The organism is Reichenbachiella ulvae (genome assembly GCF_025833875.1).
Classification (GTDB): Bacteria; Bacteroidota; Bacteroidia; order Cytophagales; family Cyclobacteriaceae; genus Reichenbachiella; species Reichenbachiella ulvae.
Genome location: NZ_JAOYOD010000001.1, coordinates 315,957 through 340,112, shown reverse-complemented (window position 1 = coordinate 340,112; position 24,156 = coordinate 315,957). Strand labels below are relative to the sequence as shown.

19 protein-coding genes and 1 tRNA gene are annotated in these 24,156 nt (G+C 41.1%); 6 read left to right on the top strand and 14 right to left on the bottom strand.

Annotated features, from left to right (window positions below):
• Positions 1-566: 566 nt before the first annotated feature.
• The 3 genes from N7U62_RS01180 to N7U62_RS01170 all read right to left on the bottom strand — a co-directional run bounded on the left by N7U62_RS01180 (position 567) and on the right by N7U62_RS01170 (position 7,396).
• The gene (locus N7U62_RS01180) at positions 567-1,493 is read right to left on the bottom strand and encodes an ROK family protein (RefSeq protein ID WP_264136043.1); all 927 of its coding nucleotides are present in this window, start codon (positions 1,491-1,493) and stop codon (positions 567-569) included.
• A 59-nt stretch (positions 1,494-1,552) separates the two neighbouring features.
• Positions 1,553-6,760, bottom strand: coding sequence for a T9SS type A sorting domain-containing protein (locus N7U62_RS01175; RefSeq protein ID WP_264136042.1), 5,208 nt, complete (start codon positions 6,758-6,760; stop codon positions 1,553-1,555).
• A gap of 563 nt (positions 6,761-7,323) precedes the next feature.
• A tRNA-Met gene (locus N7U62_RS01170) sits at positions 7,324-7,396 on the bottom strand.
• A 93-nt stretch (positions 7,397-7,489) separates the two neighbouring features.
• Between N7U62_RS01170 and era the strand changes: the two genes are divergently transcribed.
• From era to N7U62_RS01155, 3 genes are read left to right on the top strand one after another with little or no spacing between them, the layout of a single operon-like run.
• Positions 7,490-8,380 carry a GTPase Era gene (gene era / locus N7U62_RS01165; RefSeq protein WP_264136041.1) on the top strand — a complete coding sequence of 297 codons (891 nt, stop codon included), beginning with the start codon at positions 7,490-7,492 and terminating at the stop codon, positions 8,378-8,380.
• Between the two features lie 34 nt (positions 8,381-8,414).
• Positions 8,415-9,161 (top strand): lysophospholipid acyltransferase family protein, encoded by a 747-nt coding sequence (locus N7U62_RS01160; RefSeq protein ID WP_264136040.1) that lies wholly within the window; start codon positions 8,415-8,417, stop codon positions 9,159-9,161.
• Positions 9,162-9,207: 46 nt separating this feature from the next.
• A complete protein-coding gene (locus N7U62_RS01155; RefSeq protein WP_264136039.1) occupies positions 9,208-10,212 on the top strand; it encodes a threonine aldolase family protein in 1,005 nt (334 codons plus the stop codon).
• On the opposite strand, the gene N7U62_RS01150 is transcribed toward N7U62_RS01155, so the two are convergent.
• The 9 genes from N7U62_RS01150 to N7U62_RS01110 all read right to left on the bottom strand — a co-directional run bounded on the left by N7U62_RS01150 (position 10,209) and on the right by N7U62_RS01110 (position 16,041).
• Positions 10,209-10,646, bottom strand: coding sequence for an SRPBCC family protein (locus N7U62_RS01150; protein ID WP_264136038.1), 438 nt, complete (start codon positions 10,644-10,646; stop codon positions 10,209-10,211). The genes N7U62_RS01155 and N7U62_RS01150 overlap by 4 nt on opposite strands.
• A gap of 81 nt (positions 10,647-10,727) precedes the next feature.
• On the bottom strand, positions 10,728-11,528 hold the full coding sequence (locus N7U62_RS01145; protein WP_264136037.1) for an SDR family oxidoreductase: 801 nt from the start codon (positions 11,526-11,528) through the stop codon (positions 10,728-10,730).
• An 11-nt stretch (positions 11,529-11,539) separates the two neighbouring features.
• Positions 11,540-12,040, bottom strand: a complete 501-nt coding sequence (locus N7U62_RS01140; protein WP_264136036.1) for a dihydrofolate reductase — start codon at positions 12,038-12,040, stop codon at positions 11,540-11,542.
• Position 12,041: 1 nt separating this feature from the next.
• The gene (gene fmt / locus N7U62_RS01135; RefSeq protein WP_264136035.1) at positions 12,042-12,959 is read right to left on the bottom strand and encodes a methionyl-tRNA formyltransferase; all 918 of its coding nucleotides are present in this window, start codon (positions 12,957-12,959) and stop codon (positions 12,042-12,044) included.
• A gap of 8 nt (positions 12,960-12,967) precedes the next feature.
• Positions 12,968-13,903: a fatty acid desaturase gene (locus tag N7U62_RS01130; RefSeq protein ID WP_264136034.1), complete on the bottom strand. Its 936-nt coding sequence runs from the start codon at positions 13,901-13,903 to the stop codon at positions 12,968-12,970.
• Between the two features lie 80 nt (positions 13,904-13,983).
• Positions 13,984-14,205 (bottom strand): membrane protein insertion efficiency factor YidD, encoded by a 222-nt coding sequence (gene yidD, locus N7U62_RS01125; RefSeq protein ID WP_264136033.1) that lies wholly within the window; start codon positions 14,203-14,205, stop codon positions 13,984-13,986.
• A gap of 16 nt (positions 14,206-14,221) precedes the next feature.
• Positions 14,222-14,773 carry a 1-acyl-sn-glycerol-3-phosphate acyltransferase gene (locus tag N7U62_RS01120; RefSeq protein ID WP_264136032.1) on the bottom strand — a complete coding sequence of 184 codons (552 nt, stop codon included), beginning with the start codon at positions 14,771-14,773 and terminating at the stop codon, positions 14,222-14,224.
• Positions 14,774-14,776: 3 nt separating this feature from the next.
• On the bottom strand, positions 14,777-15,724 hold the full coding sequence (locus tag N7U62_RS01115) for an acetyl-CoA carboxylase carboxyltransferase subunit alpha (RefSeq protein WP_264136031.1): 948 nt from the start codon (positions 15,722-15,724) through the stop codon (positions 14,777-14,779).
• A gap of 101 nt (positions 15,725-15,825) precedes the next feature.
• Entirely contained in the window at positions 15,826-16,041 is a 216-nt protein-coding gene (locus N7U62_RS01110; RefSeq protein ID WP_264136030.1) for a PspC domain-containing protein, read from the bottom strand.
• 145 nt (positions 16,042-16,186) lie between these two features.
• Between N7U62_RS01110 and N7U62_RS01105 the strand changes: the two genes are divergently transcribed.
• The gene (locus tag N7U62_RS01105) at positions 16,187-17,959 is read left to right on the top strand and encodes an OmpA family protein (protein ID WP_264136029.1); all 1,773 of its coding nucleotides are present in this window, start codon (positions 16,187-16,189) and stop codon (positions 17,957-17,959) included.
• A gap of 191 nt (positions 17,960-18,150) precedes the next feature.
• On the top strand, positions 18,151-19,134 hold the full coding sequence (locus N7U62_RS01100; protein WP_264136028.1) for a pyruvate dehydrogenase complex E1 component subunit beta: 984 nt from the start codon (positions 18,151-18,153) through the stop codon (positions 19,132-19,134).
• A gap of 4 nt (positions 19,135-19,138) precedes the next feature.
• Here N7U62_RS01100 and scpA read toward each other — a convergent pair whose 3' ends face one another.
• The gene (scpA, locus tag N7U62_RS01095) at positions 19,139-21,280 is read right to left on the bottom strand and encodes a methylmalonyl-CoA mutase (RefSeq protein ID WP_404818008.1); all 2,142 of its coding nucleotides are present in this window, start codon (positions 21,278-21,280) and stop codon (positions 19,139-19,141) included.
• The gene (locus N7U62_RS01090; protein WP_264136027.1) at positions 21,277-22,350 is read right to left on the bottom strand and encodes a methylmalonyl-CoA mutase family protein; all 1,074 of its coding nucleotides are present in this window, start codon (positions 22,348-22,350) and stop codon (positions 21,277-21,279) included. The genes scpA and N7U62_RS01090 overlap by 4 nt, the downstream gene beginning before the upstream one ends.
• 310 nt (positions 22,351-22,660) lie before the next feature.
• On the opposite strand from N7U62_RS01090, the gene dnaA reads away from it, so the two are divergent.
• The gene (gene dnaA / locus N7U62_RS01085) at positions 22,661-24,076 is read left to right on the top strand and encodes a chromosomal replication initiator protein DnaA (RefSeq protein WP_264136026.1); all 1,416 of its coding nucleotides are present in this window, start codon (positions 22,661-22,663) and stop codon (positions 24,074-24,076) included.
• Positions 24,077-24,156: the final 80 nt, after the last annotated feature.

Sequence of the window (24,156 nt, the reverse complement as noted above, 5' to 3'; positions counted from 1 at the left end):
TATTCTAATTTGCTAAAGACTCCAAAGAAGAGCAGCTGAATTGTTTTTTAATTGTGATTTCAAACCTAGAGGAGCAAGCTTAATTTCAAATTAAAAAGCAATTAAAGCAGTTTAGGAAGTTTACAAAACTGACAAAAAGCTCTCAAAAGTGTATATATAGGCCTTTTTATTTCCACTTTTTTCTTAAAGTCTAAAGCCAGTTTTCCCTCACTTATCCAATTCCCCTAGCACATTAACCACTCATTAATGGCGCATTAAGCTCTAATAAATTTCTTCACTGAAAAATATAATACCATTCATCACTATAGTTATTTAAGGTAGTTCATTGCCCTATAAAACCTTAATTTCAGATCCCATTCAGCAGACATTAAATCAAGATGATTCACTTAATAACACAATCTAAAAGAGGCAATTAAATCCTTAGAAACAACATTGAATTTGAGAAGTAAAACTCGAGATGTAGGAACAAATCATATATGATTCTGAAAATAGAAGAAATGTCCTGTTTGAATAAAAGTAAAAAAGCATTGAGACCGCTCTCAATGCTTAAAAAAACCAACCTAACATTAATTTTCGGGTAGATCATCCTTGACTGTCCGCCAATAACTTTCTACTAACAACCGTGCACTACCACTGATAGCAGCATCTTGCATCAGTTGAGAAATTTCTATATTTATACCGATATTCTTGGCGTTAAAATGCTCAAGAAGCCTCGGTTCAATCCGACTCCATGCCCTTGAAATATTACCTCCCACTATCAATAAATCTGGCGCAAATTTTTTCAGCCATGGCATTAGAAATTCTGCAAGATTATCCGCAAAGTCACTAAACAACTCATGGACCAACTTTTCTTCTCCCAGCTCTATGATTTCCTTCACGCCCTTCAACCTTTTGCCAGTTATCTTTTCATAAGTATTCACAAACCAACGGGTAGAAAAGTATTCATCCGCTCTACCTTCTTTGAATGGTAGATGCCACATGCAACCAAACTGGGGCACTTCATCTCCGGATACAACAGGGGCAAAATCTTCTATAAATGATGACCCAAATCCCGTCCCTAGTGTGATGGAAATTGACCTTTTACCATAGCCTATTTGTCCCATCCACGAGCTGCCCACTGCAAAAGCAGTGGCATCATTTATAAAACGAATGTTAAGTGCTGGACTAGGCAAATACTCCAAAAATTCTTTGGCTACATTGACCTTGTAAAGACTCTCATATTTGTCATTCCCTTTGAAGAGGCCAATTCCTCGACGATAATTAAATGCTCCAGGCATCCCAAACCCGACTCCTTCAATCTCGTGATCATTGATGAGTGTCGCATAAGTTGAATTAATGGGCCTCGCCCAAGCTTCAAAAATTTCATTCTTTGTGGCCTTACTATCAACATGTACTGAATTGTACGATTCTTTTATCAACTCCCCTGTCTCCAAATTTACTCCGCAGCATGCTATATGTGTCCCACCTACATCTACGCCTATTCCTACTGTCATATCTCGTTAATGATTATTTTTCCTGTTCTTTATTCCTATCTACATCCATCGTATAAAAACTATCTGCTAATGATGATTCTTTCTCTTGTGATCTCACCATCATCCAAATGGATGGTGAGAATCAATATTCCCTGAACCTGATCCATCCCTCGGACATTTATGTGTTTGTTATCCAATGAATGACTGAATTCGACTCTACGTCCATTCAGATCATAAATTTCTATTTGGTTGATCCCCCGAGCCGTATTCAGATTAAAATCACCTGTACTTGGGTTAGGATAGACACTAATTGGGCTCGCCTCATCGCCGATTCCTAAAATCAAACCGAAACTAGCTTCAATACTATGATCACGATCTATGGATTCAAAAGTTAATTTGTCTACAGGTCCTTGAGAAATACCATCTAACATTACATCTAAAATTTCATATCCAAGATCTGGCATGATGCTATAGCTCACAGATTCACCCAATTCAAACCAACTTTCACCAGATGGAGAAATGCTACCATTAGCACCACTACTCGCCACAATACTGTACATCTTGATTTCTTTGAACTCCACATGTATACTTCTATCAGAGCTAATATTAACAAACTTATATGCCGCCTTTGCTCCTTTGGATATGCCATCGATCTGAACATCCGATATTTCGTATCCAGCCTCCGGCTCAAAAGTATAAGTGACTTCAGAACCAATTCGATAAAAATGGGCTCCCTCAGGATTAATAGTCCCGTGATCCCCTGCCGTTGACACAATGGTAAATCCTTGTTCTTCGAAGAATACCTCGATCTCATGATTACTAGCTATCCTTTCTATCAATAGCTCATCGAGTACTCCGAGCGAAACCCCATCTAATTTCACATCTGATATATCGTATCCATCATATGGATAAAATGAAACCGACCAGTTCTCACCCTCGACAATTCTATGCGTCCCATCTCCAGGCTTGGAACCTCCACCTTCGCTGATTATCAGGTTCACATTGTATGTCACTTTATCTTTGAATACTGCCTGAACCTGATAATCAGCATGTATTTTTCCCAATGTCAGAACATATTCTTCACCGTCGTTAGCTTCTGACAACTGCTCGACACCATCTAGCAGCACGGATTCTAAGTAGGCAAATGGATCTGGAGTAAATGTGAGTGTCAAGTCCCGATCCTCCAAAACCCAAACTTGCCCTAATTCACTAACACCTCCATTTCCTTCACTAACTACCTCTACAGTATGCGTAAGCAATGGTTCGAAAGTAAAAGTCAACTCATGATCAGCAGAGACAGCCGGCAAGGAATAAAAGTACTCCTCTCCAAAATTGTCGGTCACCTCCTGAGATACTCCATCTAAAATAATCGCAATCAGTTTATTCCCTGCGTCTGAGGAAACACTCAAATTGAACTGATCCTGATTAAGCACCTGTATCACCCCACTACTGCTCAATGATCCATTCCCGATGCGTTGAACATTGATCACATGCACTGGAGAGTCGCTATACACTACCTCGATTATCAGGGATCGCTCTAGTCCTTCGTAGCAGACATCTTCATATAGAATATGTGCCTTCCAATTCCCTATGTTGCTATCATTGGTCATAGCAGTAAGAACTGGTATTTCACCTTCAGCCAGTTGCGTCCCATCTGGCCTTTCCCATTGAAATCCCTCTGTGGTTGTATTAAGGGTCAAGGTTAGATTTTGTCCCTCCTGGATATAAACCTCAGTCGCATTGCCTTGTACCAAGCCATCAAGATCATAACTAATCGCCAATGGAACATCAAATGGATCCATACCATAGGATACCTCCACACTCTTTTGTGCGATTTGGCAATCTGAACGATTCTGAAAAAATAATAGCTGACCTTGGCTGAACTGATCCACCACATAGGAATAACTATTATCAGCAGCACTGAGTTGAACTACAGGCCCCTGGGCTACCTCTAATGTTATATCCAAAGGAGATCCATTAGAATAAGTATGAAAAGCAGGAAGCCCTCCTCCCAATTTCCATTTTTGACTCAAATACCCCTCAATAAGACGCTGAGTTCCCTCATCAATGGCGTGATCAAAAAACATCAGTTCGGAAATAGGTCCCTTATGAAAACGCGCAGAACCCGAATTTCCTTTATCCGAAAGTCCTAAAAAGATTTCATAGGCTGTGGTTATATTTTCGCCATCCTCCATGGTAAGTGACTGTTCATACTCACCATTGATGCTTAGTGTCACATTCCTGCCCGATTTGCTCATGACAGCCACAAAATCGAAAGGCAAATCATAAGTTTTGCCACCATAGTAAGCTCCCCCGGCAGAGATCTCGGACTTACCATCTTTCGAAAAACGAAGAAACCAACCGTCATCATATTTGCTCTCGGTCTTGTTACCAATCACATCTGTCCATCGACCTGTACCCAACTCCTGACCGACTATTACCATCGTCCAATCATTCTCCATAAAATCATCCTCTTCGGTAGTGAATAATCGCAAACCATCGGCATTATCATTCATCCCGAACATTACCGCTGGCAACCCGTTCATTCCGGTAGAACTATAGCTGGGGTACAACTCCTCTTGGTCGGCAGATATACTGTATCCATTACCCGAAAGATCCTTCCAACTATCGACCAATGCTCCCTCTGTCAATTCGCTATCCGATACGTTCATGGCATCCAGCCATAGCAATGGGTCAATGGGTAACTCTACTTTTAAGTCAATTTCATCTCCATTACAAACTTCAATATCCGTCTGCTCAGTCCATTCAGTCCCATTCTTCCTCACCTTAACTACAAAATCGTCATATGGCACAGTGTACTGGGCAGTGGCGACCTTCTGATCGACACAGTCTCTGTTGCTGGTCATATGAACGGTGACTTGATCCCCTGGCGACAATGATAAATCTGTATAGGTCGAAGCATCGGTACTCATTTTAGTACCATTGACCCACCATTCATATCTAGGCGAGCTACCTTGATTGCCACCGATAGCCACAAACTCAGTCGCATATTCCCCACATGCCAAGTTTTCATTGGTCTTCAATAATACAGTCGCTGAACTAATGGACTTAAATTGCTCCCAATCATAGTTGGGCCATGCCTCGGCACACCAGTCGGACAACTGATCTATTATCCTACAATCCACTCCAGCTTCTGCAAATTTTGGGAGCAAATAATACATCTTATCAACATAGTAGTATAGTCCTATCTGTGATTCGATATTGGCCAATGCCTCGCTGTGGTCAGCTGGTTCCAGTTCATATGAACCTCCATTGGGGGACTTTCTATTCCAGCTACTAAGGTTCATCTCCGGGCGGGAGACTTCTTGTAGAAATTGACTAAGCAAGGCATCCAAAAACAACTTTCTCATCCCTGGCTGGATTTCATCTAAAAGACCAGAAAAGTAACCAGGTGCAAAGCCGTAGAAATCATTGCTATCTCCTAGACCATAAAACCAATGCGGCATCTGCTGCCTGGCTCTGAACCCATTTTTATTAGGCGTTTTGTGCTTTTCGTAAGTTCTCAATTGGTACATGGCATTGAGAGAATGGTAGAGTCTAACTGGCTCGTATATACCCGAGCTGGCGGAGGCTCTTAGTATAAAACTCAGCTGATATTGCCAATCCATAGGGTCATTACCGCCCACATTTCCATTACCACCATTGAGTACTAATTGGAGCTGATACCAGGCGGTAGATTCATAGTTGCCCGTAGCGATACTCTGCCCTATAAAATTATCGCAATTCGAATTAGTAGCGCAGGAGGTAAAATGGGGAGGTACCTCGAAAATATTATAATCACTACCCAGCCATTGCCATCTACGTGGGGTAAGCTCATCATAGTCTTCTGGTATCACAAACCATTCGTTTTTATCTTGAAGATCATAGAGATTCATGATTTCAAAATTTTTGACGGCCAGTAAACGAGCCAGACTAGTTACTGTCATCTCTACGGGGATTCCTTCAGGAATATGTGCAGATACCTCGTTGTAAGTTCCTCGGGCAATAGCATCCCCTGCAGTACGCCAGTGCCTCACCTCTCCGCTAGCCTGATCAAAAAAATGTCTAAAGTGTCTATGAAATATATGAAGCTCATTTTTAAAATCTTCCATGTTACGACTTTCAATTGGCGCAGCATCCAGATAGTTTTTGATTCTCTCCCACCCAATTTTAGGATGAATATCTACCGTAGGGTTCTGATAATAATCATCGATCGCAAAGGCATCTTTAGGGTGTACTAGCGGCAACCAATGTTTCCAGTCAGGTAGATGCACCGCTAGCGGCATCAAGGTATGGTCTTCTACCCGATCATTGTCAAAATACTCCGCAACTGACAAACTATCTACTCCTGAGGGAAACATATAACTCAACATATCCTCATCCTTATCCAAAATTGCCTCCAAACCAGCCCCAGCCGCCCATTGGCTCAGAGATTTATCCGCCAGTTCAGGACCCGGTTGATAAGGTGGGTTCCATGGACGTCCATAACGTTGAGGACCTTCAGGTTCAGATGACAAGCTTCTGATATAGGCGGCCAGTTTCTTACCTTCATCCTCACTGAGTTTATGAAACTTGGCTCGCTCAATAATCGATTCATTGGAATAGCTAAAGTACTCTAGATCATACCCATTACTCACGTGACAATCCCCACAAGTAGCTTGAATCGGTGTAGCAGGCAATAGTTCATAGCCATACCAACTCCCTACAGTATCTGGATTTAGATAGTTGCTCCATAGCCCGGCATTTTCCCATAAATCCTTACCAGCAGCGATAGACGCTGCATCATCATAACCAATAGGTGAAGTCCAGTTCATGGGGTCTTCCTCTACGAATAGAGAATCATCTATTACCCCTGCCCCCGACGCATCCAATAGATTAAACTTCACAACTCTATAGCCAATAGAAATACCATCGGATCTATTGAATCGAAACTGGATCGTATTGCTACCTGCAACTATGCCTTTGATTGGGATACTGAATCGAATTGTACTAAATCCCCCATGTGTCATACCTCCGCGAGCCTTTTCCTGATACTGCATAACCACGCTTTCGTGATTCAGCTCCATCCATATACCATCATTAATACTTATTGAAGCTTTATTCTCGTACGAAAGGTTGTTCACTTGCATCCATAGCGACTCCACTGAAGAAGCTTGGGACTCGGTCAACTCAAAAGTTCTTGACGCTATGGAACCTTCTGCACCCAACACCTCTACAGGTAACTCAATATTTTGAGCTTGAACAGAATAAAAACAAACAATCAGGATATATAGTAAATAATATTTCATAATGAACTTCAATTCCAAAACATCCCCTTCATGCTATGGGGAAAATAGCTGATGCTCAAATGAAATGTTGAGGAATTAATTCGGGATAAATAAATGATTAATTCCTCCGATTAATTTGGAATTCGAGGAAAGATTGAGAGAAAAAAGTGACTTTTCTCAAACCATCACTTAATTCTAGTCAGATATGTATACCAAGTCGGTGAACAGAATAAATTCCGTAATCATTATTAATGAATGAATGTTGTATTTCTAATGCTTATCCTTGAAATCAAAAAAAGCACGCAAAAAGCACGCAAGGGCATAAAAAAAGCAGTTACAAATTAATGTAACTGCTTCGTTTTCAACGGGTGGAAGATCGGGCTCGAGCCGACGACCTCCTGAACCACAAACAGGCGGTTCCTATACCATAATTTCTTACTGGTAATTAAAGGATTGATTAACAATTGCAATTATTTTCTAAGCTATTGAAATCACCCCAAGCAAAACACTTTTTGTTTAACCATTGTTTAACCATGGACACAAAAAAAGGCAGCTACTTTTACGTAACTGCCTGATTTTCTGAGTAGCGGGAGCAGGACTCGAACCTGCGACCTTCGGGTTATGAGCCCGACGAGCTACCAACTGCTCCATCCCGCGATGTGTAAATCAACCCACTCGTTCGTGAATTGTGATGCAAAAGTAGACGGACATAAAGTAAAAAGCAAGTACCTTTGCTAATAATTTTTAGAAATGAGCGAAACAAATTTTAAGTCGGGCTTTGTCAGCATCATAGGCAAGCCAAATGCCGGAAAATCTACTTTGATGAATGCCCTTGTTGGTGACCATTTGTCTATTATCACCTCCAAAGCGCAAACCACCAGACATCGAATCATGGGGGTGCTTACGGGCGATGATTTTCAGATCGTATATTCGGATACCCCCGGCTTACTGAAACCCCAATACTCCCTGCAAAAATCCATGATGAGCTTCGTGTCTTCTTCGCTCGAAGATGCTGATCTGGTAGTCTACGTCGTAGACCTGATGGAAAAACAGGACGAGGAAGAAGAAATACTCGAAAGAGTCATCTCCAACGGCACTCCTATTTTATTTGTTATCAACAAGGTCGACCTCAACAAAGGCTCTAGACTCAAAGACAAAATAGACTATTGGGAATTGATTCATCCTGATTTAGAAATCCTCAGCGTGTCTGCGCTAAACAACGAAAATGTGGACACGCTTTTTACCCGAATCAAAGAGTTACTCCCAGTACACCCTCCGTACTTCCCACACGACACACTTACTGACAAGCCTGAGAAATTCTTTGCTTCAGAGATCGTAAGAGAAGCCATTTTCAAAAACTACAAGCAAGAAGTACCCTATAGTTCTGAAGTAGATGTCACTGAGTTCAAAGAAGAAGAAGACATCATCAGGATGAGGGCAGAGATCATCGTCGAACGAAAATCTCAAAAGGCCATCATCATTGGAAAAGGCGGTGAAGCCATAAAAAAGGTAGGTACAGAATCCCGACTTCAGCTCGAAAAATTCTTTGGTAAGAAGGTGTTTTTGGAAACTTTCGTAAAAGTAGAAGCTGACTGGAGAAAGAAAGAAAAAAGCCTCAAACGCTTTGGCTACAAAAATTAAAACTCATCTTTGAGTTTCGTTATTTGTATTGAATTTGAAGCACAACATATTTCTGACTGTAATACTCAGAGTTTACGGTCTATTCGCCGCCTTGTTATTGACGCTAACATTCCTGCTGTTATTCCCTTTTTTCGTCCTGGCAGATTGGTGTGGATGGAAAAGATTTGGACTACAGCTTAATCATTTTTGGTCCAAAATCTACTTCCCTCTCGTAGGCATACCCGTACATGTGGAGTATCAGGGAGAGCTTGACCCGAATCAAAGCTATATTTTCTGCCCCAATCACTTCTCCTACCTGGATGTGGCCATTTTACCACAGTTGAAAATGCCCTTCATGTATGTGGGCAAGATATCATTGGCTAAGGTCCCTATGTTTGGTTATATGTTCAAAGCCTTTCATATCACGGTGGACAGAGAAAAAATGAGACAGCGCTATGCCACCTATCAGCAAAGCATCGAAGCGCTAAAAAACGGGTTTTCGCTAGCCATTTTCCCAGAAGGAGGAATCAAAACAGAAAATCCGCCGAAAATGACTCCAAAACTGAAAGAAGGCCCTTTCCGAATGTCAATTGAGACGGGGACACCCATCGTACCCGTTACACTCGCAGACAATTGGCGCATGTTTCCTACAGACAGCTCTCTTTTCTTTTATAGAAGAAAGTGCAGAGTACTCGTACACGAACCCATCGATCCAAAGAATTTTAACATGGATCAAATCAAAGAATACCAAAGTAAAGTTCATCAAACAATCCAGAGCCAACTCGACCAGATGAATTCTTAATTTTTCTTACTTTAGCGTTCCTTCACTTTTTCTAATTAAGACCCAAATGATAGACCTTAGAAGTGATACCGTAACCAAACCAACTCCTGACATGCTAGATGCTATGTATCAGGCAGAAGTGGGCGATGATCTTTTTGGCGAAGACCCTACAGTCATTGAGTTGGAAAACAAATTGGCTCGACTTTTCGGTAAAGAAGCTGCAGTATTTTGTCCATCAGGCACGATGACCAACCAAATCGCGGTTAAAATCCACACCCAGCCAGGTGACCAGATGATCTGTGACAAAACATCTCACATCTACCATTATGAAACAGGTGGAGCTGCTTTCAACTCAGGTGTATCTTGTAGAATGCTGGACGGAAACCTGGGAAGATTCACTGCAGAGCAAGTATTAGCCAACATCAATCCAGATGCAGTATATCTACCCAAAACGGCTATGATCTCTATTGAGAACACTTCCAACAAAGGAGGCGGCAGTATTTGGGATCTGGAAGAAATCAAAAAAATCGCTAAAGTAGCTGCATTGAACAACCTGCGTATGCATCTAGATGGCGCCAGAATTTTCAATGCACTGGTAGATAGCCCTCACACCCCCAAAGACTTCAGCAAGTACTTCCATACCATTTCCATTTGTCTATCCAAAGGCCTGGGAGCTCCTGTCGGCTCTGTACTGATTGGCAGCAAAGACAGCATCAAACAAGCACGACGCGTAAGAAAAATGCTAGGAGGAGCCATGAGACAAGCTGGCTATTTGGCAGCTGCAGGCATCTATGCACTTGACCACCATATGGATCGACTAAAGGAAGATCACATCAGGGCAGCTGCCATCGCCGAGATCTTCAAAGAAAAGCCTTATGTCACCGATGTGATTCATGCAGGCACTAACATCGTATTGATCACCTTGAGTGAAGATAAAGACGTAAATCAAACTTTAGCCGACTGGAAAGAAAAGGGACTATTGGCAGTACCATTCGGAGGACAGCAAATCCGATTTGTAACTCACATGGAGTTTGGAGACGATCAATTGGAACAATTGAAAGAACTTGCCTAAGCTTCTTCTTCAGCGAAAGATTTGAACAGGGCCATTGATTTTCGGGTCTCCTTAGGAAAGGCGGATTTCATAAAAACTCCCATCAGTTTCATCATCCCTGAAAAGCGAAATTCATTTTCTGATATCCATTTGGTCTTGTTTTCGCTTAAGGATTGAAATCGGTTGGAAACAACGTTAAACACCCCCTTTGCCTCATAGGTACAATCCAGTTGAGCAGGCAATTCATTCAAAACAATCGTTTCAATCATTTCGATCTTCCTACTTCCATTTTTATAAATCAATTTGGATTTTGCTCCAGGCTGTACTGGATTCCCGCTCATTAGCTCCAATTCTTGAAGACTCGGCTGCCATTTATACAGATTTTCTTGCTCTTCGAAAAGCTCTTTGACTTTTTGGATAGGAATATCCAACTCGATTTCAACTGTGTATTTCATAATTGAAATAACAATATACCCAAATCCTAAGTGACAAAACTCGAAATACGTAGATTAATACCGTCTACTGCGAAAACACAATCAGGTCACCGCAATTTTCCTAACGATACGAGAGAACAACCCTGGGAAGAAACGTTTGACATATATACCCATCACTTCTTTGAAGCCACCTATGTACACTTCTTCCTTTTCTTTGGCTATAGCTTTGGCAGCAATCTTAGCAAACTCCTCTACACTAAGTCCGTTGGCCTGAGCATTGTCTAGCTTTTGTTGCTGGCTACCGTCTCCCATCAGGGCATTGTATGAAATATTGGTATGCACATAGCCAGGACATAGCAAAGTCACCTTTACGTTGTTCTGATGCTGCTCGGCTCTAAGTGCGTCATAAAAACCGTGTAAGGCATGCTTCGAAGCTGAATACCCCGATCTAAACGGCGTACTAATAATCCCTACTGCACTGGTAATCACCACATGCATACCTGATTTTCTTTCCACCATTTTAGGCAAAACGGCTCTGGACAAATGAATCGCTCCGAAATAATTCACCTCCATCAATTTGCGCTGAACCTCCATAGAAGTATTCAGTACTGTATCTCTTTGGCTGATACCCCCACTCTGAACGATTATATCAACATGCCCTAACTTCTCCTCTACCTCAGCCACACGCTGGTCGATTTGCTCTGGGATAGCTAAATCCAAAGGCACAATTTCGAACTTCGCTTTTTTCCCTTTATTGGCTTCCTTTACCCTCAACAGCTCTTCCTCCCGGCGTGAGGAAAGAATCAGGGTACAATCAGTATCAGCCAGGTAATTGGTCAACCCCTCTCCTAAACCGCTAGAAGCTCCAACAACCCAAATATTTTTATTCTCGAAGTATTTCATTTGCTCCTTAATTATACCTTCTCGTAAATCACAAAATCGAAAGCATATTTGTGCCGATCGTCAGCAGGATGATGGGATCGACTCGTTTCCTTCCATTCTTCTCCCATTTCGGGAAAGAAAACCTCCCCGCCATCTATATGAGCATCAATCTCGGTTAGGTAAATCTTGTCAGACATCTCCATACCTAATTGATAAATCTGCCCACCTCCTATGATAAAGAGTTCCTCTTCACCGTTTTTCTCAGCAAATTCTACTGCTGACTCTATACTAGTAAACAATTCGCAACCGGGTGCTTCATAATCCCCCTGTCGCGTAACTACCAAGTTGGTTCTATTGGGTAACGGACTGAACTTGGGTGGTAAAGACTCATAGTTCTTTCTCCCCATAATGACATGATGCTCTTTGGTAGTCTCCATGAAATACTTCATATCATCCGGCAAATGCCATGGTAAATCATTGTTGATACCTATGACTCTATTTTCAGACATGGCGGCTATCATTGAGATTTTCATATCAGTCAAATTTATATCCTCTCAAGAGGTCTTCAATTAACATTCGCTTTTTTCCTTCCATCTGCAATTCAAGAACATCTAGCATCCCATCACCTGTTTGGACAGACAGAAAAGTCTTCCCATCAGTATGGTATTGCCCAGGACTCAGCGCTGGAACCTCTCTCTCTGTTGCATGAACAGCCTTAAAAATCTTAAAATTCTTCTCGTTCCATCTGGTCCATGCTGCTGGATAAGGAGACATACCTCGGATCAGATTCCTAACCTGCTCAGCTGGCTGCTCCCACTTGATCTCACAGGTCTCCTTATGGATTTTAGGAGCAGATTTCAACTCATTGCTCTCATCTTGCGGACTGGTCTGGATAGTCCCTGACTCTATCTTCTTAACGGTGTCCAGAACCAACTTTGCTCCATTGTTCATTAGACGACCATAAAGATCCCCCACACTATCATCTTCATGAATAGGTTCCTTGATCTGATCTATAATGTTTCCAGTATCAATTTCGTGCTGAAGGAAGAATGTAGTGGCTCCCGTCTCCTTTTCACCATTGATAATGGCCCAATTGATCGGAGCAGCTCCGCGATACTGCGGCAGCAAAGAAGCATGCAGATTGAAAGTCCCTCGTTTAGGCATATCCCACACCACCTCTGGCAACATTCTAAAGGCTACTACCACTTGCAAGTCAGCTTCAAGAGCTCTCAGCTCTTCAATAAACTCGGGTGCTTTTAGATTGGTAGGTTGTAATACATTGAGATTTACGCTTTCAGCATATTCCTTCACAGGTGTACCCAGTAGTTTTTTTCCTCTTCCTTTTGGTTTGTCCGGAGCAGTTATCACCCCAACGACATCAAAATTATTTTCCACCAAAATTTTCAAGCTGGGAACTGCAAACTCTGGTGTACCCATAAATACTATCTTCATATGGAGAATTATCTGTAACGTTTCACTCTACTTCCCAGACTGATCCTTGGATTCATAATGAACTTGACAATTACCATAGACCAGGACTTGTGAGTAAACAGATTGTCGTAATAATCTGGTGCCGTTTTCTTTACATCCGGCAGACGTGTACCTGGCACATTCGGAAAATCATGGTGTTCATTGTGGTATCCTACATTCAATGCAAATATGTTCAGTGGACCGTAATAGGAATAAGTTTCCTGCCCCTCCACAAACACATAGTGCTCAGCAATGAAATGCCCAGCCAAAGGGTGTAAGCTTCCCGCCAAGAAAATACTTAGCAACAAATAGAGAATAGCTCCAGTTCCTACAACGTACCAGTATAGTGCGATTGCTGCGATCTGAAAAACAATATTGATCTTATGCCATTTCTCTAATTTGATCGGATGAACAAACATAGGCCTCAAAGCATAAAACAAAATTTGATTGGTAGCCCACAATAATTTTCCGATATATCCTTTGAAAATTTTTCTTTCCACATCAGTAGGCAAGTCTGTATCGTTTTTAGCATCTCCCTGTTCCCAGTGATGCTTCAAATGATAGGTCCTAAAGGACATGGCATAGGGGAAAATGATAGGTAAATTGGCGATTAAGGCAAGCCAATTATTTTTCACTCTGTCTTTGAAAGCCAAATCGTGGGACAGCTCATGTATGGCCAAAAACAAGGTGTGACTTACAGAAGCCCCAATAAAATAAGCCAACGGAACATACCAATACCAAGCCAACTCAGCAATAAATGGAGCCGATGCTAACTGAAAAACAACCAGAGATAGCGTTTTCCATTTCAACCCTTTGTCAATCCCAAATAGCTCTCTGATTTGTGGGTATTTTGATAGAATTTCTTTCCTTCTATCAAAATGTGGTTCTCTTTCGTCTGACCAGTAAAAACCGTTTTTCTTCTCCAAACTTTATCTATTTAATATTACGGATGGCAAAGATAGCTCGGAATGTGGAGCTAATAAAATGACCTTTGTCAATTAAAGACTCAAGGTACAGGATCATACCCATTCCCGCCCCAGGGATGGCATCTACCCATACGTTTTAGCCCCAACCACAAGCCTTTTCCTGCACCATGTTTCATGATAGCTTCCTTCATGTATTGTGAACAAGTAGGCGAATACCTACAACTAGATGGGAATAGCGGGGAAATACTATACTGATAAAACAACACGGGCAGAATGGCGATTTTTTTTAGTACTTCCTTCATGCTCCTTACAACAAGTTCAGTGAACGCCTAGTTCCGGATGTTTTCCTTTTACTCCGACAAAGAGTCCTTTGATATGAGCCATGTCCTCATCCATGTTTCCTGTTGGAGTAAACTCTTCTAGAAAGATGACCAGTTTTTTGGAGTAATCGAAACCCACCACTACAATCGGCACTTTAGCACGCAGCGCTATTCTATAGAAGCCTGTCTTCCATTCCTCGACATAGGACCTTGTTCCCTCTGGAGTAATGGTCAACACCATAGAGTCACGTTTTTCGAACTGCTCCACTACACTCCCAACTAAGTCGATCTTCTTGCTTTTTCTATCTACAGGTATTCCTCCAGTATAGTTAAAAAACCAGGTCAAAAGATTATTCTTATAGACTTCCTTCTTGATGAGGTAATTGGCTTTAAACCTCAAAATTGACCTTGAGGCCACTCCGAGTATGAAATCCCAATTACTAGTGTGCGGAGCGATGATCAACACACACTTTTTCAAATCACTGCGAAGGTTACCCTCAATTCGCCAGCCCAACAGCTTGAAGCAAGCCAAAAAGAATAATCTCACCATGACTTATGAAGCATATGCGCCCATCGCGCTGAACTTATCGATTCTTTGACTGATTCTATCTTCTTCAGAAATTTTATTCAGTTCCTTAATATTCTTCAAGATCTGCTTTTTCAATTCATTAGCAGCTCCCTTCATATCAGAGTGTGCGCCTCCAAGTGGCTCTTTGATGATGCCATCAATCAGCTTATTGCTCATCATATCGTTAGCCGTAAGCTTCAGTGCTTCAGCAGCTTGCTCCTTGTATTCCCAGCTTCTCCATAGAATAGAAGAACATGATTCAGGTGATATTACAGAATACCAGGTGTTCTCCATCATCAAGACTCTATCACCAATACCGATACCTATCGCTCCACCAGAAGCACCCTCACCTATTATGATACAGATCACAGGCACCTTCAGCATGAACATTTCTTTGATATTGCGAGCGATGGCTTCTCCCTGACCTCTTTCTTCAGCCTCTAAACCAGGATAAGCACCCGGAGTATCTATTAGGCATACAATAGGTTTGTTGAATTTTTCGGCCATTCGCATCAAACGTAGCGCTTTGCGATATCCTTCTGGGTTCGCCATACCAAAGTTTCTGGTCTGACGTTGCTTGGTATTTCTACCTTTTTGCTGACCGATCATCATCACAGTCTGCCCATCTATAGAGGCAAAGCCACCCACCATCGCCTTGTCATCTTTGACATTACGATCTCCATGAATCTCGATGAACTCATCGGTGATTTCATAGATATAATCGAGTGTATAAGGTCTTTCGGGATGTCTGGACAGTTGAACTCTTTGCCAGCGTGTCAGATTTTGAAAAGTTTCCTTCTTCAGTTTTTCTATTTTTTGTTGTAGAGACTTTACAGTTTCAGAAACATCTACATCATTGGTCTGAGCTAGCTGCTTCATATCATGCAACTTTTCCTCCAACTCAGCTATCGGTTTTTCGAATTCTAACAGCATATGTTTTGTATGAAATGAAATGCAAACCTAAAAAGAAAAAAGCTTTTAGGCGCACAAAAAATCACTCATAAATCAGGAAGTCGAATTGAGGGCAAAATCCCCTAATAGTACCACAAAGAATGGCGTCTTCTTAGGTGTTTTCTAAAATTCATCACAAATGCGAGTGATAAATAAATGATGAGTGGGCTACCAAATGTCAGAAATGACAGATAGATAAAGAACAAACGTATGCTCGAAGAAGGTAATCTTAACTTCTCTCCGAGACGCGAACAAACGCCAAAAGCATGTTTCTCCAAATAATCCTGTAATCCTTTCATTCTACTACAAATCTAAGCTAAAACGATCAATTTATTTGTTTTTATTAATCTTAGGATATACTATTTTTTTCCGTATAATTGCACTTGTTTCATCAAAGAAAAGTACAAAAAGTTATATCAATTTTCAAAAAAAACAATTTTTCAAATGAGAAAATCGAATATTGTGATAGCCTTGTTTTTAGGCTTGACTGTATTTTCAGCGTGTAGTTCTCTGAACAGCATGATAAAACTTGCCGGTGGACAGCAAGTGGATATCGTACCAAACCCATTAGAGTTACACGGTGATTCAGTAAAGTTTGACATGGCTGTCGAATTACCCGCCAAAATGCTCCCAGAAAAGTATATGTATAACATGACATCATACTATAAGTATGGAGAATCAGAAGTAGAAGTTGGAACAATGGTATTTGATGCTGCTGACTTCCCTGATAGCAAAACTACTACCTCCAGCAAAACAGAAACATTTGCTTTCGCTTACGACCCAGCTATGGATCAGGGCAACCTGGAAGTAATCGGTACTGCTGTAGATGAAAAAGGAGAGAACAAATCAACTCCAAGAGTTCCTGTAGCTCGTGGATTGATCACAACTTCTAAACTTGTTGAAGGTGTATACTACCCAGCTTTCGCTGATCCAGGATACAACGACAAGGAAGAGTTGACTCCTACTAATGTAAACATGTACTTCGACAGAGGTAGCTCTGTATTGAAGAGATCAGAAACTAGAAGCGAAAAAGGTAAGGAGTTCACTGCTTTCATCGCTGACAAAAACGTAACTAAAACAGTAACAATCACTGGTACTCACTCACCAGAAGGTTTGGAAACTGTTAACTCTAAGCTTTCTGAAAATAGAGCGAAAGCAATTGAGACTTACTACAAGGCTCAAATGAGAAGATACGATTACAAAGACATGGCTGACTCTATCGAGTTCATCTTGAAGCCAGTTGTTGAAGATTGGAGCGAATTCAAAGATTCTTTGGATGTTTACGAAGGAATCTCTGATGATCAAAAATCTGAAATCTTGAAAATCGTTAACGGAGCAGGAACTTTTGAAGACAAAGAAAAAGCACTTCAAAAATTAGATTCTTACTCTGCTATCTTCAAAGATATCTACCCAGGTTTGAGAGCAGCTAGAACTGAAGTTCTTACTGTAATCGACAAAAAATCAAACGCAGAAATCTCTGTATTGGCTAAGAAAACTGCTGAAGGAGATTCTACTGCTGCAGATTCACTTTCTATTGGCGAATTGCTTTTCGCAGCTACTTTGACTCCAGACTTGGCAGAAAAAGAAGCTATCTACCTAGCTGCTACTAAAATGGAAGGCAACTGGCAATCACACAACAACTTGGGAGCTGTTTACCTACAAATGGCTATTGAAGGAACTGATGTGAATGCTAACGTAGAAAAAGCATTGACTCAATTAGAAATCGCTGCTAACAAAAAGAACGCTGCTGAAGTACAAGCTAACATGGCGACTGCTTACGAGCTTCAAGGCAACACTGCTCAGGCTTACGATGCGGCTGTAGCTGCATTATCTAACAACCCTGGACAACATGCAAGCGGTATCAATGGAGTAAAAGGTACTTTGGAAATCATGAAAGGTGACTATGAGTCAGCTACTGCTAGCCTTGGCTCTGCAGACGAAACTGCTCAAGTTGCTTTCAACAAAGGTCTTGCACTGTTGTTGAGCAAAGATTTCGAAAATGCTGAAACTGGTTTCGGTACAGCTATCGAATTGGATGCAGAATATGCAAAAGCTTACTACGCTGCTGCAATCGCAGCTGCTAGACAAGGAAATGCTGCAGATGTACTTTCTAACTTGAAAACAGCTGTTGAGAAAGATCCTGAATTGAAAGAGAAGGCTTTGGCTGACTTAGAATTCTATACTTTCGCTGCTCAGGTTACTGAAGCATTGAACTAAGAAGAGATTCACATTTGAAAAAAGACCCTGACCTACGTAGGTCAGGGTTTTTTTATGCCTTTTCTATACTTAGTTAGCTGCTATTTATGAAAAATAGATTGGGATATTGGCGGCCGTGACATAATTTAGCAGCTTCAATTTGATACGACATACACCCTCCTTTTTGGAAGTGAAAATTAAATAAGAAAAGAATGAAAGTTTTACAATTCAGAGAAGCCCTTAGAGAAGCAATGAGCGAAGAGATGCGCAAGGATGAGTCTATCTATCTCATGGGTGAAGAGGTTGCAGAATACAATGGTGCCTACAAAGTGAGTCAGGGAATGCTAGACGAGTTTGGTGCAAAGAGAGTCATTGACACGCCGATTGCTGAGCTTGGTTTTGCTGGTATAGGAGTAGGGTCTGCTATGAACGGACTTCGTCCAATTGTAGAATTTATGACTTTTAACTTTTCATTGGTAGCTATCGATCAGGTGATCAACGGAGCAGCTAAGATGATGTCTATGTCAGGTGGACAATTCAACGTACCAATCGTATTTCGTGGACCAACTGGTAACGCAGGTCAATTGAGTTCTCAGCACTCACAAAACTTCGAAAACTGGTATGCAAACTGTCCAGGTCTAAAAGTGGTAGTTCCTTCTAACCCTGCAGATGCAAAAGGTCTTTTGAAAGCCTCAATCAGAGACAATGACCCAACTATTTTCATGGAGTCAGAATTGATGTATGGTGACAAAGGAGAAGTTCCAGAAGGAGAATACATCATTCCGATTGGTGTAGCTGAAGTAGTAAAGAAAGGATCAGACGTAACAATCGTTTCGTTTGGTAAATTCATGAAAGTAGCCAATGCCGCAGCTGAAGAATTGACTAAAGAAGGAATCAATGCAGAGGTAATTGACCTAAAAACGGTTAGACCTATCGATTATGACACAGTAATCGAATCTGTGAAGAAAACCAATAGATTGGTGATCGTAGAAGAAGCTTGGCCATTGGCATCTATTTCTTCTGAAATCAGCCACTATGTTCAAAGAAAAGCTTTTGATTACCTGGATGCACCTACCCACAGAATCACTAACAAGGATGTGCCGCTACCATATGCACCTACCTTGATTCAGGAGATTCTACCAAACGTAGAGCGTACAATCAAAGCAGTAAAAGAGATTATGTACATACAGAAGTAATCGCTTACTCCTGTAGTTTCGAAATTAACTTTTCTAAAATCCCCGAAGCAGCTTCGGGGATTTTTGTTCCCGGCCCAAATACGCCACTAACTCCAGCCTGATACAGGAATTCATAATCCTGAGGAGGAATCACTCCTCCGACTACCAACATAATATCCCCTCTTCCCTTTTCTTTCAGTTCTTTAATCAACGCTGGCACCAAAGTCTTGTGCCCCCCTGCCAAACTGGATATACCTACCAGATGAACGTCATTATCCATTGCCTGCTGGGCCACTTCCTCTGGTACCTGAAACAATGGACCAATGTCTACATCAAACCCTAAGTCAGCAAAACTTGTAGCAATCACCTTGGCACCTCGATCGTGTCCATCTTGACCCATTTTAGCCACTAATATTCTCGGATTCCGACCATCTAGCTCTCGTACTTTGTTGACCAGATCTTTTACCCTATTCATCATATCATCATTTTGATACTCTTTGCTGTACACACCCGAAACTACCGTTCCTTTTGCCTGATACCTCCCAAACACCTTTTCGAGAGCCATCGATATCTCCCCCAATGTAGCTCTAACACGTGCAGCCTCAATGCTCAATTCTAACAAATTTGCTTTATCGCTTGCTGCCCTTTCTAGCGCCTCCAAAGCCACTCTTACTTTATGTTCATCTCTGGTCTCCTTCAACTCATTCAACCGCGCAATTTGGCCCTCTCTTACCTTATCATTATCTACTTCAAGCAACTCAATGGCATCTTCCTCTTCAGATTGATATTTATTGACACCAACTATTACATCCTCTCCTTTGTCAATCTTTGCCTGCTTTCGAGTCGCAGAAGCCTCTATCTTCATTTTAGGAATGCCCTGTTCTATGGCCTGTGACATCCCTCCTAACTCTTCTATCTCCAGAATCTCTTTCCATGCTTTTCTGGCCAATTGATCTGATAGCGATTCTACGTAATAAGAACCTGCATAGGGGTCTACCAAACGGGTGATATCGGTTTCCTTCTGCAAAAACAACTGCGTCTCTCGCGCAATACCCGCAGCATATTCACTAGGTAGAGCCAATGCTTCGTCCATAGAATTGGTATGGAGGGATTGAGTCCCTCCTAATGCCGCAGATAGCGCCTCGATACTTGTTCTGGCGATGTTATTTTTTGGATCAAGAGCCGTCAAACTCCAGCCTGAGGTTTGGCAATGCGTTCGCAGCGCCATAGATTTTTCCTTCTGGGGATCAAAGGATTTCACGATTTTAGACCAAAGTAATCTTCCCGCACGCATCTTGGCTACCTCCATATAATGATTCATACCTATACCCCAAAAGAATGAAAAACGAGGAGCAAAGTCATCGATAGCAATTCCGGCAGCCAGTCCAGCCCTGAGGTATTCCAAACCATCTGCAAGGGTATAAGCCAACTCTAAATCAGCACTAGCACCAGCCTCATGCATATGATAGCCACTGATACTGATAGCATTAAACTTAGGCATCTCTCTGGATGTGTAGGCAAAGATATCTCTCACGATCCGCATAGATTCAGCAGGTGGGTATATATAGGTATTCCGTACCATAAACTCCTTTAGAATATCATTCTGAATCGTACCTGTGAGTTGAGTCGGGTTTACTCCCTGCTCCTCTGCCGCCACTATGTAAAAAGCCATGATAGGTAGCACGGCTCCATTCATTGTCATAGAGACTGACATCTTATCGAGGGGAATTTGATCGAAAAGGAGTTTCATATCTTCAACAGAATCTATTGCCACTCCTGCCTTTCCTACATCACCAGTCACCCTCGAATGATCAGAATCATAACCTCGATGAGTAGCCAAATCAAAGGCCACAGAAAGTCCCGTTTGACCTGCTTCTAAATTCCTTCTATAAAAAGCATTCGATTCTTCTGCTGTTGAGAAACCTGCATATTGCCTGATGGTCCAGGGTCTACTGGTATACATGGAAGCATAGGGCCCTCGCAAATAAGGAGGTCTTCCTGCTCCAAATCTAGCATGAAGAAGATCTGCCACATCCTGCTTAGAATAACGATTCTTAACATCAAAGCCTTCAGGCATTGATTTCGAATCTAACACCCTAGAATCACTCTTCATTCCTGAAAGACCTAATTCTCTGACATCAACTTGAGTCCAATCTACACTTTTCATACAGCAATCAATTTTAAGTATTTCTTATAGTCTCCCTGAAGCCAATCAAGCCCTCCTCGATTCAAAACACTTTGAAAATGACGCCAAACTTCAGCGGATAAATCCTCAACCGCTGACTCTAAAAAGTAGCTTCCATTTAAAGCTCCAGCCACATATCCTGCATGTACTTCTTCCCTTAAAATATTAGAAATATTACGATAGTGAATTTTTGACTTATTATTAGATTTCAAATCCACCTCAATGGCCTTACTACCACCATTAATCGCTGCAAGCATGGCTACAGGAAGCCTCAGCAGCTGTTGATCAACTCTCATTGATTCCATCCCAGAACCCAATCTGGCATATATATTAAGTGGTAGTAGCTTATCAATTTCTAAACCTAATTTATGGATCATCGAAACCAATAGTTGATTCAAGGTTCTCAGTTTCAGTATCTCTTGAAAATACCGAGTAGAAACATCGGTGACAATGAAAATCTTGCTCCATAGTTTCGAAAGATCCTGCCCTTTATAACGATCTGTTATTTGATCAAAATGTAGCAAGGCTAACACTACCTCGTATACAACATCCTTATAATGAGACAATCCAGAAATATCTATGGCCATTGAATAGACATTGGAAAAATCTGCTAATTTAATCTTGTCATTACTGCCTATATAATAGGCTTTGTTAGAATTTGCCGACACTAACAACCTCTTAGCAGCACTAATATTACTACCTCTATAACAGATACTTACACTAGGATCATTTCCAACTACAGGTAAACTCGGCTCATTTTCATCATCTACAATCAAACCTTGAACTCCAAGTTTTCTCAATTCCTCGAGAGATTTCAATTCACCTTGATCCCATCTCTCGAACCATTGCCAATCACTGTTCATTTCTAATTCAGCAGCCAAACTGCGAGCGCTCACATCAGCCTGGTCATAATAGGAAGGCAAAGAAAAATATGATGCCAACTCAAGAGAGTTAGCATAGTGCGGATCCTTTCCCCTGTCAGCCTGAGTAGCCAAATCAAGCCATTCAGATTTCGACATAGGAGAAAACTCACGGAAGTGATAATTTTCCATAATCATTGTTTGGGTTGTCTATGGCAATATACGGTTTCTTGTGCCCAAAAAAAACAATCTGAATATCCACCAATCAGAAGGAAACATGATGTAACATTGTAAAAGAAAAGAACAATAAAGTCGAACAAACCCTAATTGTACTTTTCGAAGAATATAAAATTATTTTTTTCAATTTTGTATGCTTGAAGAGCTTTTTAAAAAGTCAATATCAATTTGATTTTTTTAATCATTTTTTTTTGATCAATTTTGAGATTCTCGAAAGAGAAAACTTACAAGAATTATTCGTAAACCTCCAACTGCCAAAATTCAAATGCACGATAGAATATGGGATAACTGTCTGAAATTTATTGGGAGTAAAATACCCGAGCAGAGCTTCAAAACGTGGTTTATTCCGATTATTCCATTAAAATTCACAGCGCCTGTATTAACTATACAGGTACCCTCTCAATTCTTTTATGAGTGGTTAGAAGACAATTATGTCCAATTACTTAAAGAAGCGATTCAATCAGAAATAGGTCCAGAAGGAAAACTTGAATATTCTGTAATTGTAGATAAAGGCAATTCTAAAAACCAACCATACACAGTCAATCTGGCTCAAAAGAAGGATTTTGCCAAATTTGCACAAAATGGTGCTAATGGAGCTCCCATTTCCAATAGCCCTTTTGCCTTAAGAGAAATTGAAAATGCACAACAACGTTCTAACCTAAACGCTGAAAATACATTTGACACCTATATAGAAGGAGATTGCAATAGATTGGCCCGTTCTGCGGGATTGGCAGTTGCCTCTAAACCTGGTGTTACTTCGTTTAACCCATTGATGATCTACGGTGGTGTAGGTTTGGGTAAAACGCATTTGGCTCAGGCCATTGGTAACAGAATCAAAAGAGAAAATCCAGAACAGTTCGTTCTTTATGTAGCTTCCGAAAAATTTGCAAGCCAATTCATCGAGGCGCTGAAGAACAATAGTCTGCAGGAGTTTCAAAACTTCTATTTGAATGTAGATACGCTCATCATTGACGATGTGCAGTTCTTTAAGGATAAGGTGAAGACACAGGAAATCTTCTTCCACATCTTCAATCACCTACACCAAAACGGTAAGCAAATCATAATGTCTAGTGATAGACCTCCAACAGAGTTGAAAGGTCTTCAGGAAAGATTGGTTTCTAGATTCAAATGGGGTTTAACTGCTGATCTTCAGCAACCTGATTTTGAAACGCGCCTGGCAATCATCCAAAGAAAGCTTCAGGATGATGGTTTGGAAATCGATGATAAGGTATTAGAATACCTCGCTTATAGCGTAGATACTAACATTAGAGAATTAGAAGGTGTTCTGATTTCGTTGGTGGCTCATGCTTCACTCAACAGATCCGAGATCAATTTGGAGTTGGCAAAGCAGACTTTGAAATCTATTGTCAAAAACATCGAGTCAGAAGTCGGTATCGATTACATCCAAAAGACTGTTTCTGAGTATTTCAATGTTTCTTCTGAGGACTTGAAAGCCAAAACTCGTAAGAAAGAGATCGTAATCGCACGTCAGTTGGCGATGTATTTCTCCAAAGACTATACAAACCATTCGCTCAAAAGCATTGGTAGTCACTTTGGTGGAAGAGACCACAGTACAGTGATTCATGCCTTACAATCCGTCAACGATATGCTGGACACGGATGCTCGATTTAGGTCCTCCTTTACGGAACTAAAAAAGAAATTCAAAATGAAGGCTATCTAATCGATAGCCTTTTTTATTTGTCTTTTAGCGCATCCTGACCAGACATAATTCGTTACTTCATTGGGAATCAAATTTGTTTC

Bases quoted from the DNA above. Each gene is read 5' to 3' on its own strand.
- N7U62_RS01180 (WP_264136043.1), bottom strand. From the start codon at position 1,493: ATGACAGTAGGAATAGGCGTAGATGTAGGTGGGACACATATAGCATGC.
- N7U62_RS01175 (WP_264136042.1), bottom strand. From the start codon at position 6,760: ATGAAATATTATTTACTATATATCCTGATTGTTTGTTTTTATTCTGTT.
- era (WP_264136041.1), top strand. From the start codon at position 7,490: ATGAGCGAAACAAATTTTAAGTCGGGCTTTGTCAGCATCATAGGCAAG.
- N7U62_RS01155 (WP_264136039.1), top strand. From the start codon at position 9,208: ATGATAGACCTTAGAAGTGATACCGTAACCAAACCAACTCCTGACATG.
- N7U62_RS01150 (WP_264136038.1), bottom strand. From the start codon at position 10,646: ATGAAATACACAGTTGAAATCGAGTTGGATATTCCTATCCAAAAAGTC.
- N7U62_RS01145 (WP_264136037.1), bottom strand. From the start codon at position 11,528: ATGAAATACTTCGAGAATAAAAATATTTGGGTTGTTGGAGCTTCTAGC.
- N7U62_RS01140 (WP_264136036.1), bottom strand. From the start codon at position 12,040: ATGAAAATCTCAATGATAGCCGCCATGTCTGAAAATAGAGTCATAGGT.
- fmt (WP_264136035.1), bottom strand. From the start codon at position 12,959: ATGAAGATAGTATTTATGGGTACACCAGAGTTTGCAGTTCCCAGCTTG.
- yidD (WP_264136033.1), bottom strand. From the start codon at position 14,205: ATGAAGGAAGTACTAAAAAAAATCGCCATTCTGCCCGTGTTGTTTTAT.
- N7U62_RS01120 (WP_264136032.1), bottom strand. From the start codon at position 14,773: ATGGTGAGATTATTCTTTTTGGCTTGCTTCAAGCTGTTGGGCTGGCGA.
- N7U62_RS01115 (WP_264136031.1), bottom strand. From the start codon at position 15,724: ATGCTGTTAGAATTCGAAAAACCGATAGCTGAGTTGGAGGAAAAGTTG.
- N7U62_RS01110 (WP_264136030.1), bottom strand. From the start codon at position 16,041: ATGAAAGGATTACAGGATTATTTGGAGAAACATGCTTTTGGCGTTTGT.
- N7U62_RS01105 (WP_264136029.1), top strand. From the start codon at position 16,187: ATGAGAAAATCGAATATTGTGATAGCCTTGTTTTTAGGCTTGACTGTA.
- N7U62_RS01100 (WP_264136028.1), top strand. From the start codon at position 18,151: ATGAAAGTTTTACAATTCAGAGAAGCCCTTAGAGAAGCAATGAGCGAA.
- scpA (WP_404818008.1), bottom strand. From the start codon at position 21,280: ATGAAAAGTGTAGATTGGACTCAAGTTGATGTCAGAGAATTAGGTCTT.
- N7U62_RS01090 (WP_264136027.1), bottom strand. From the start codon at position 22,350: ATGGAAAATTATCACTTCCGTGAGTTTTCTCCTATGTCGAAATCTGAA.
- dnaA (WP_264136026.1), top strand. From the start codon at position 22,661: ATGCACGATAGAATATGGGATAACTGTCTGAAATTTATTGGGAGTAAA.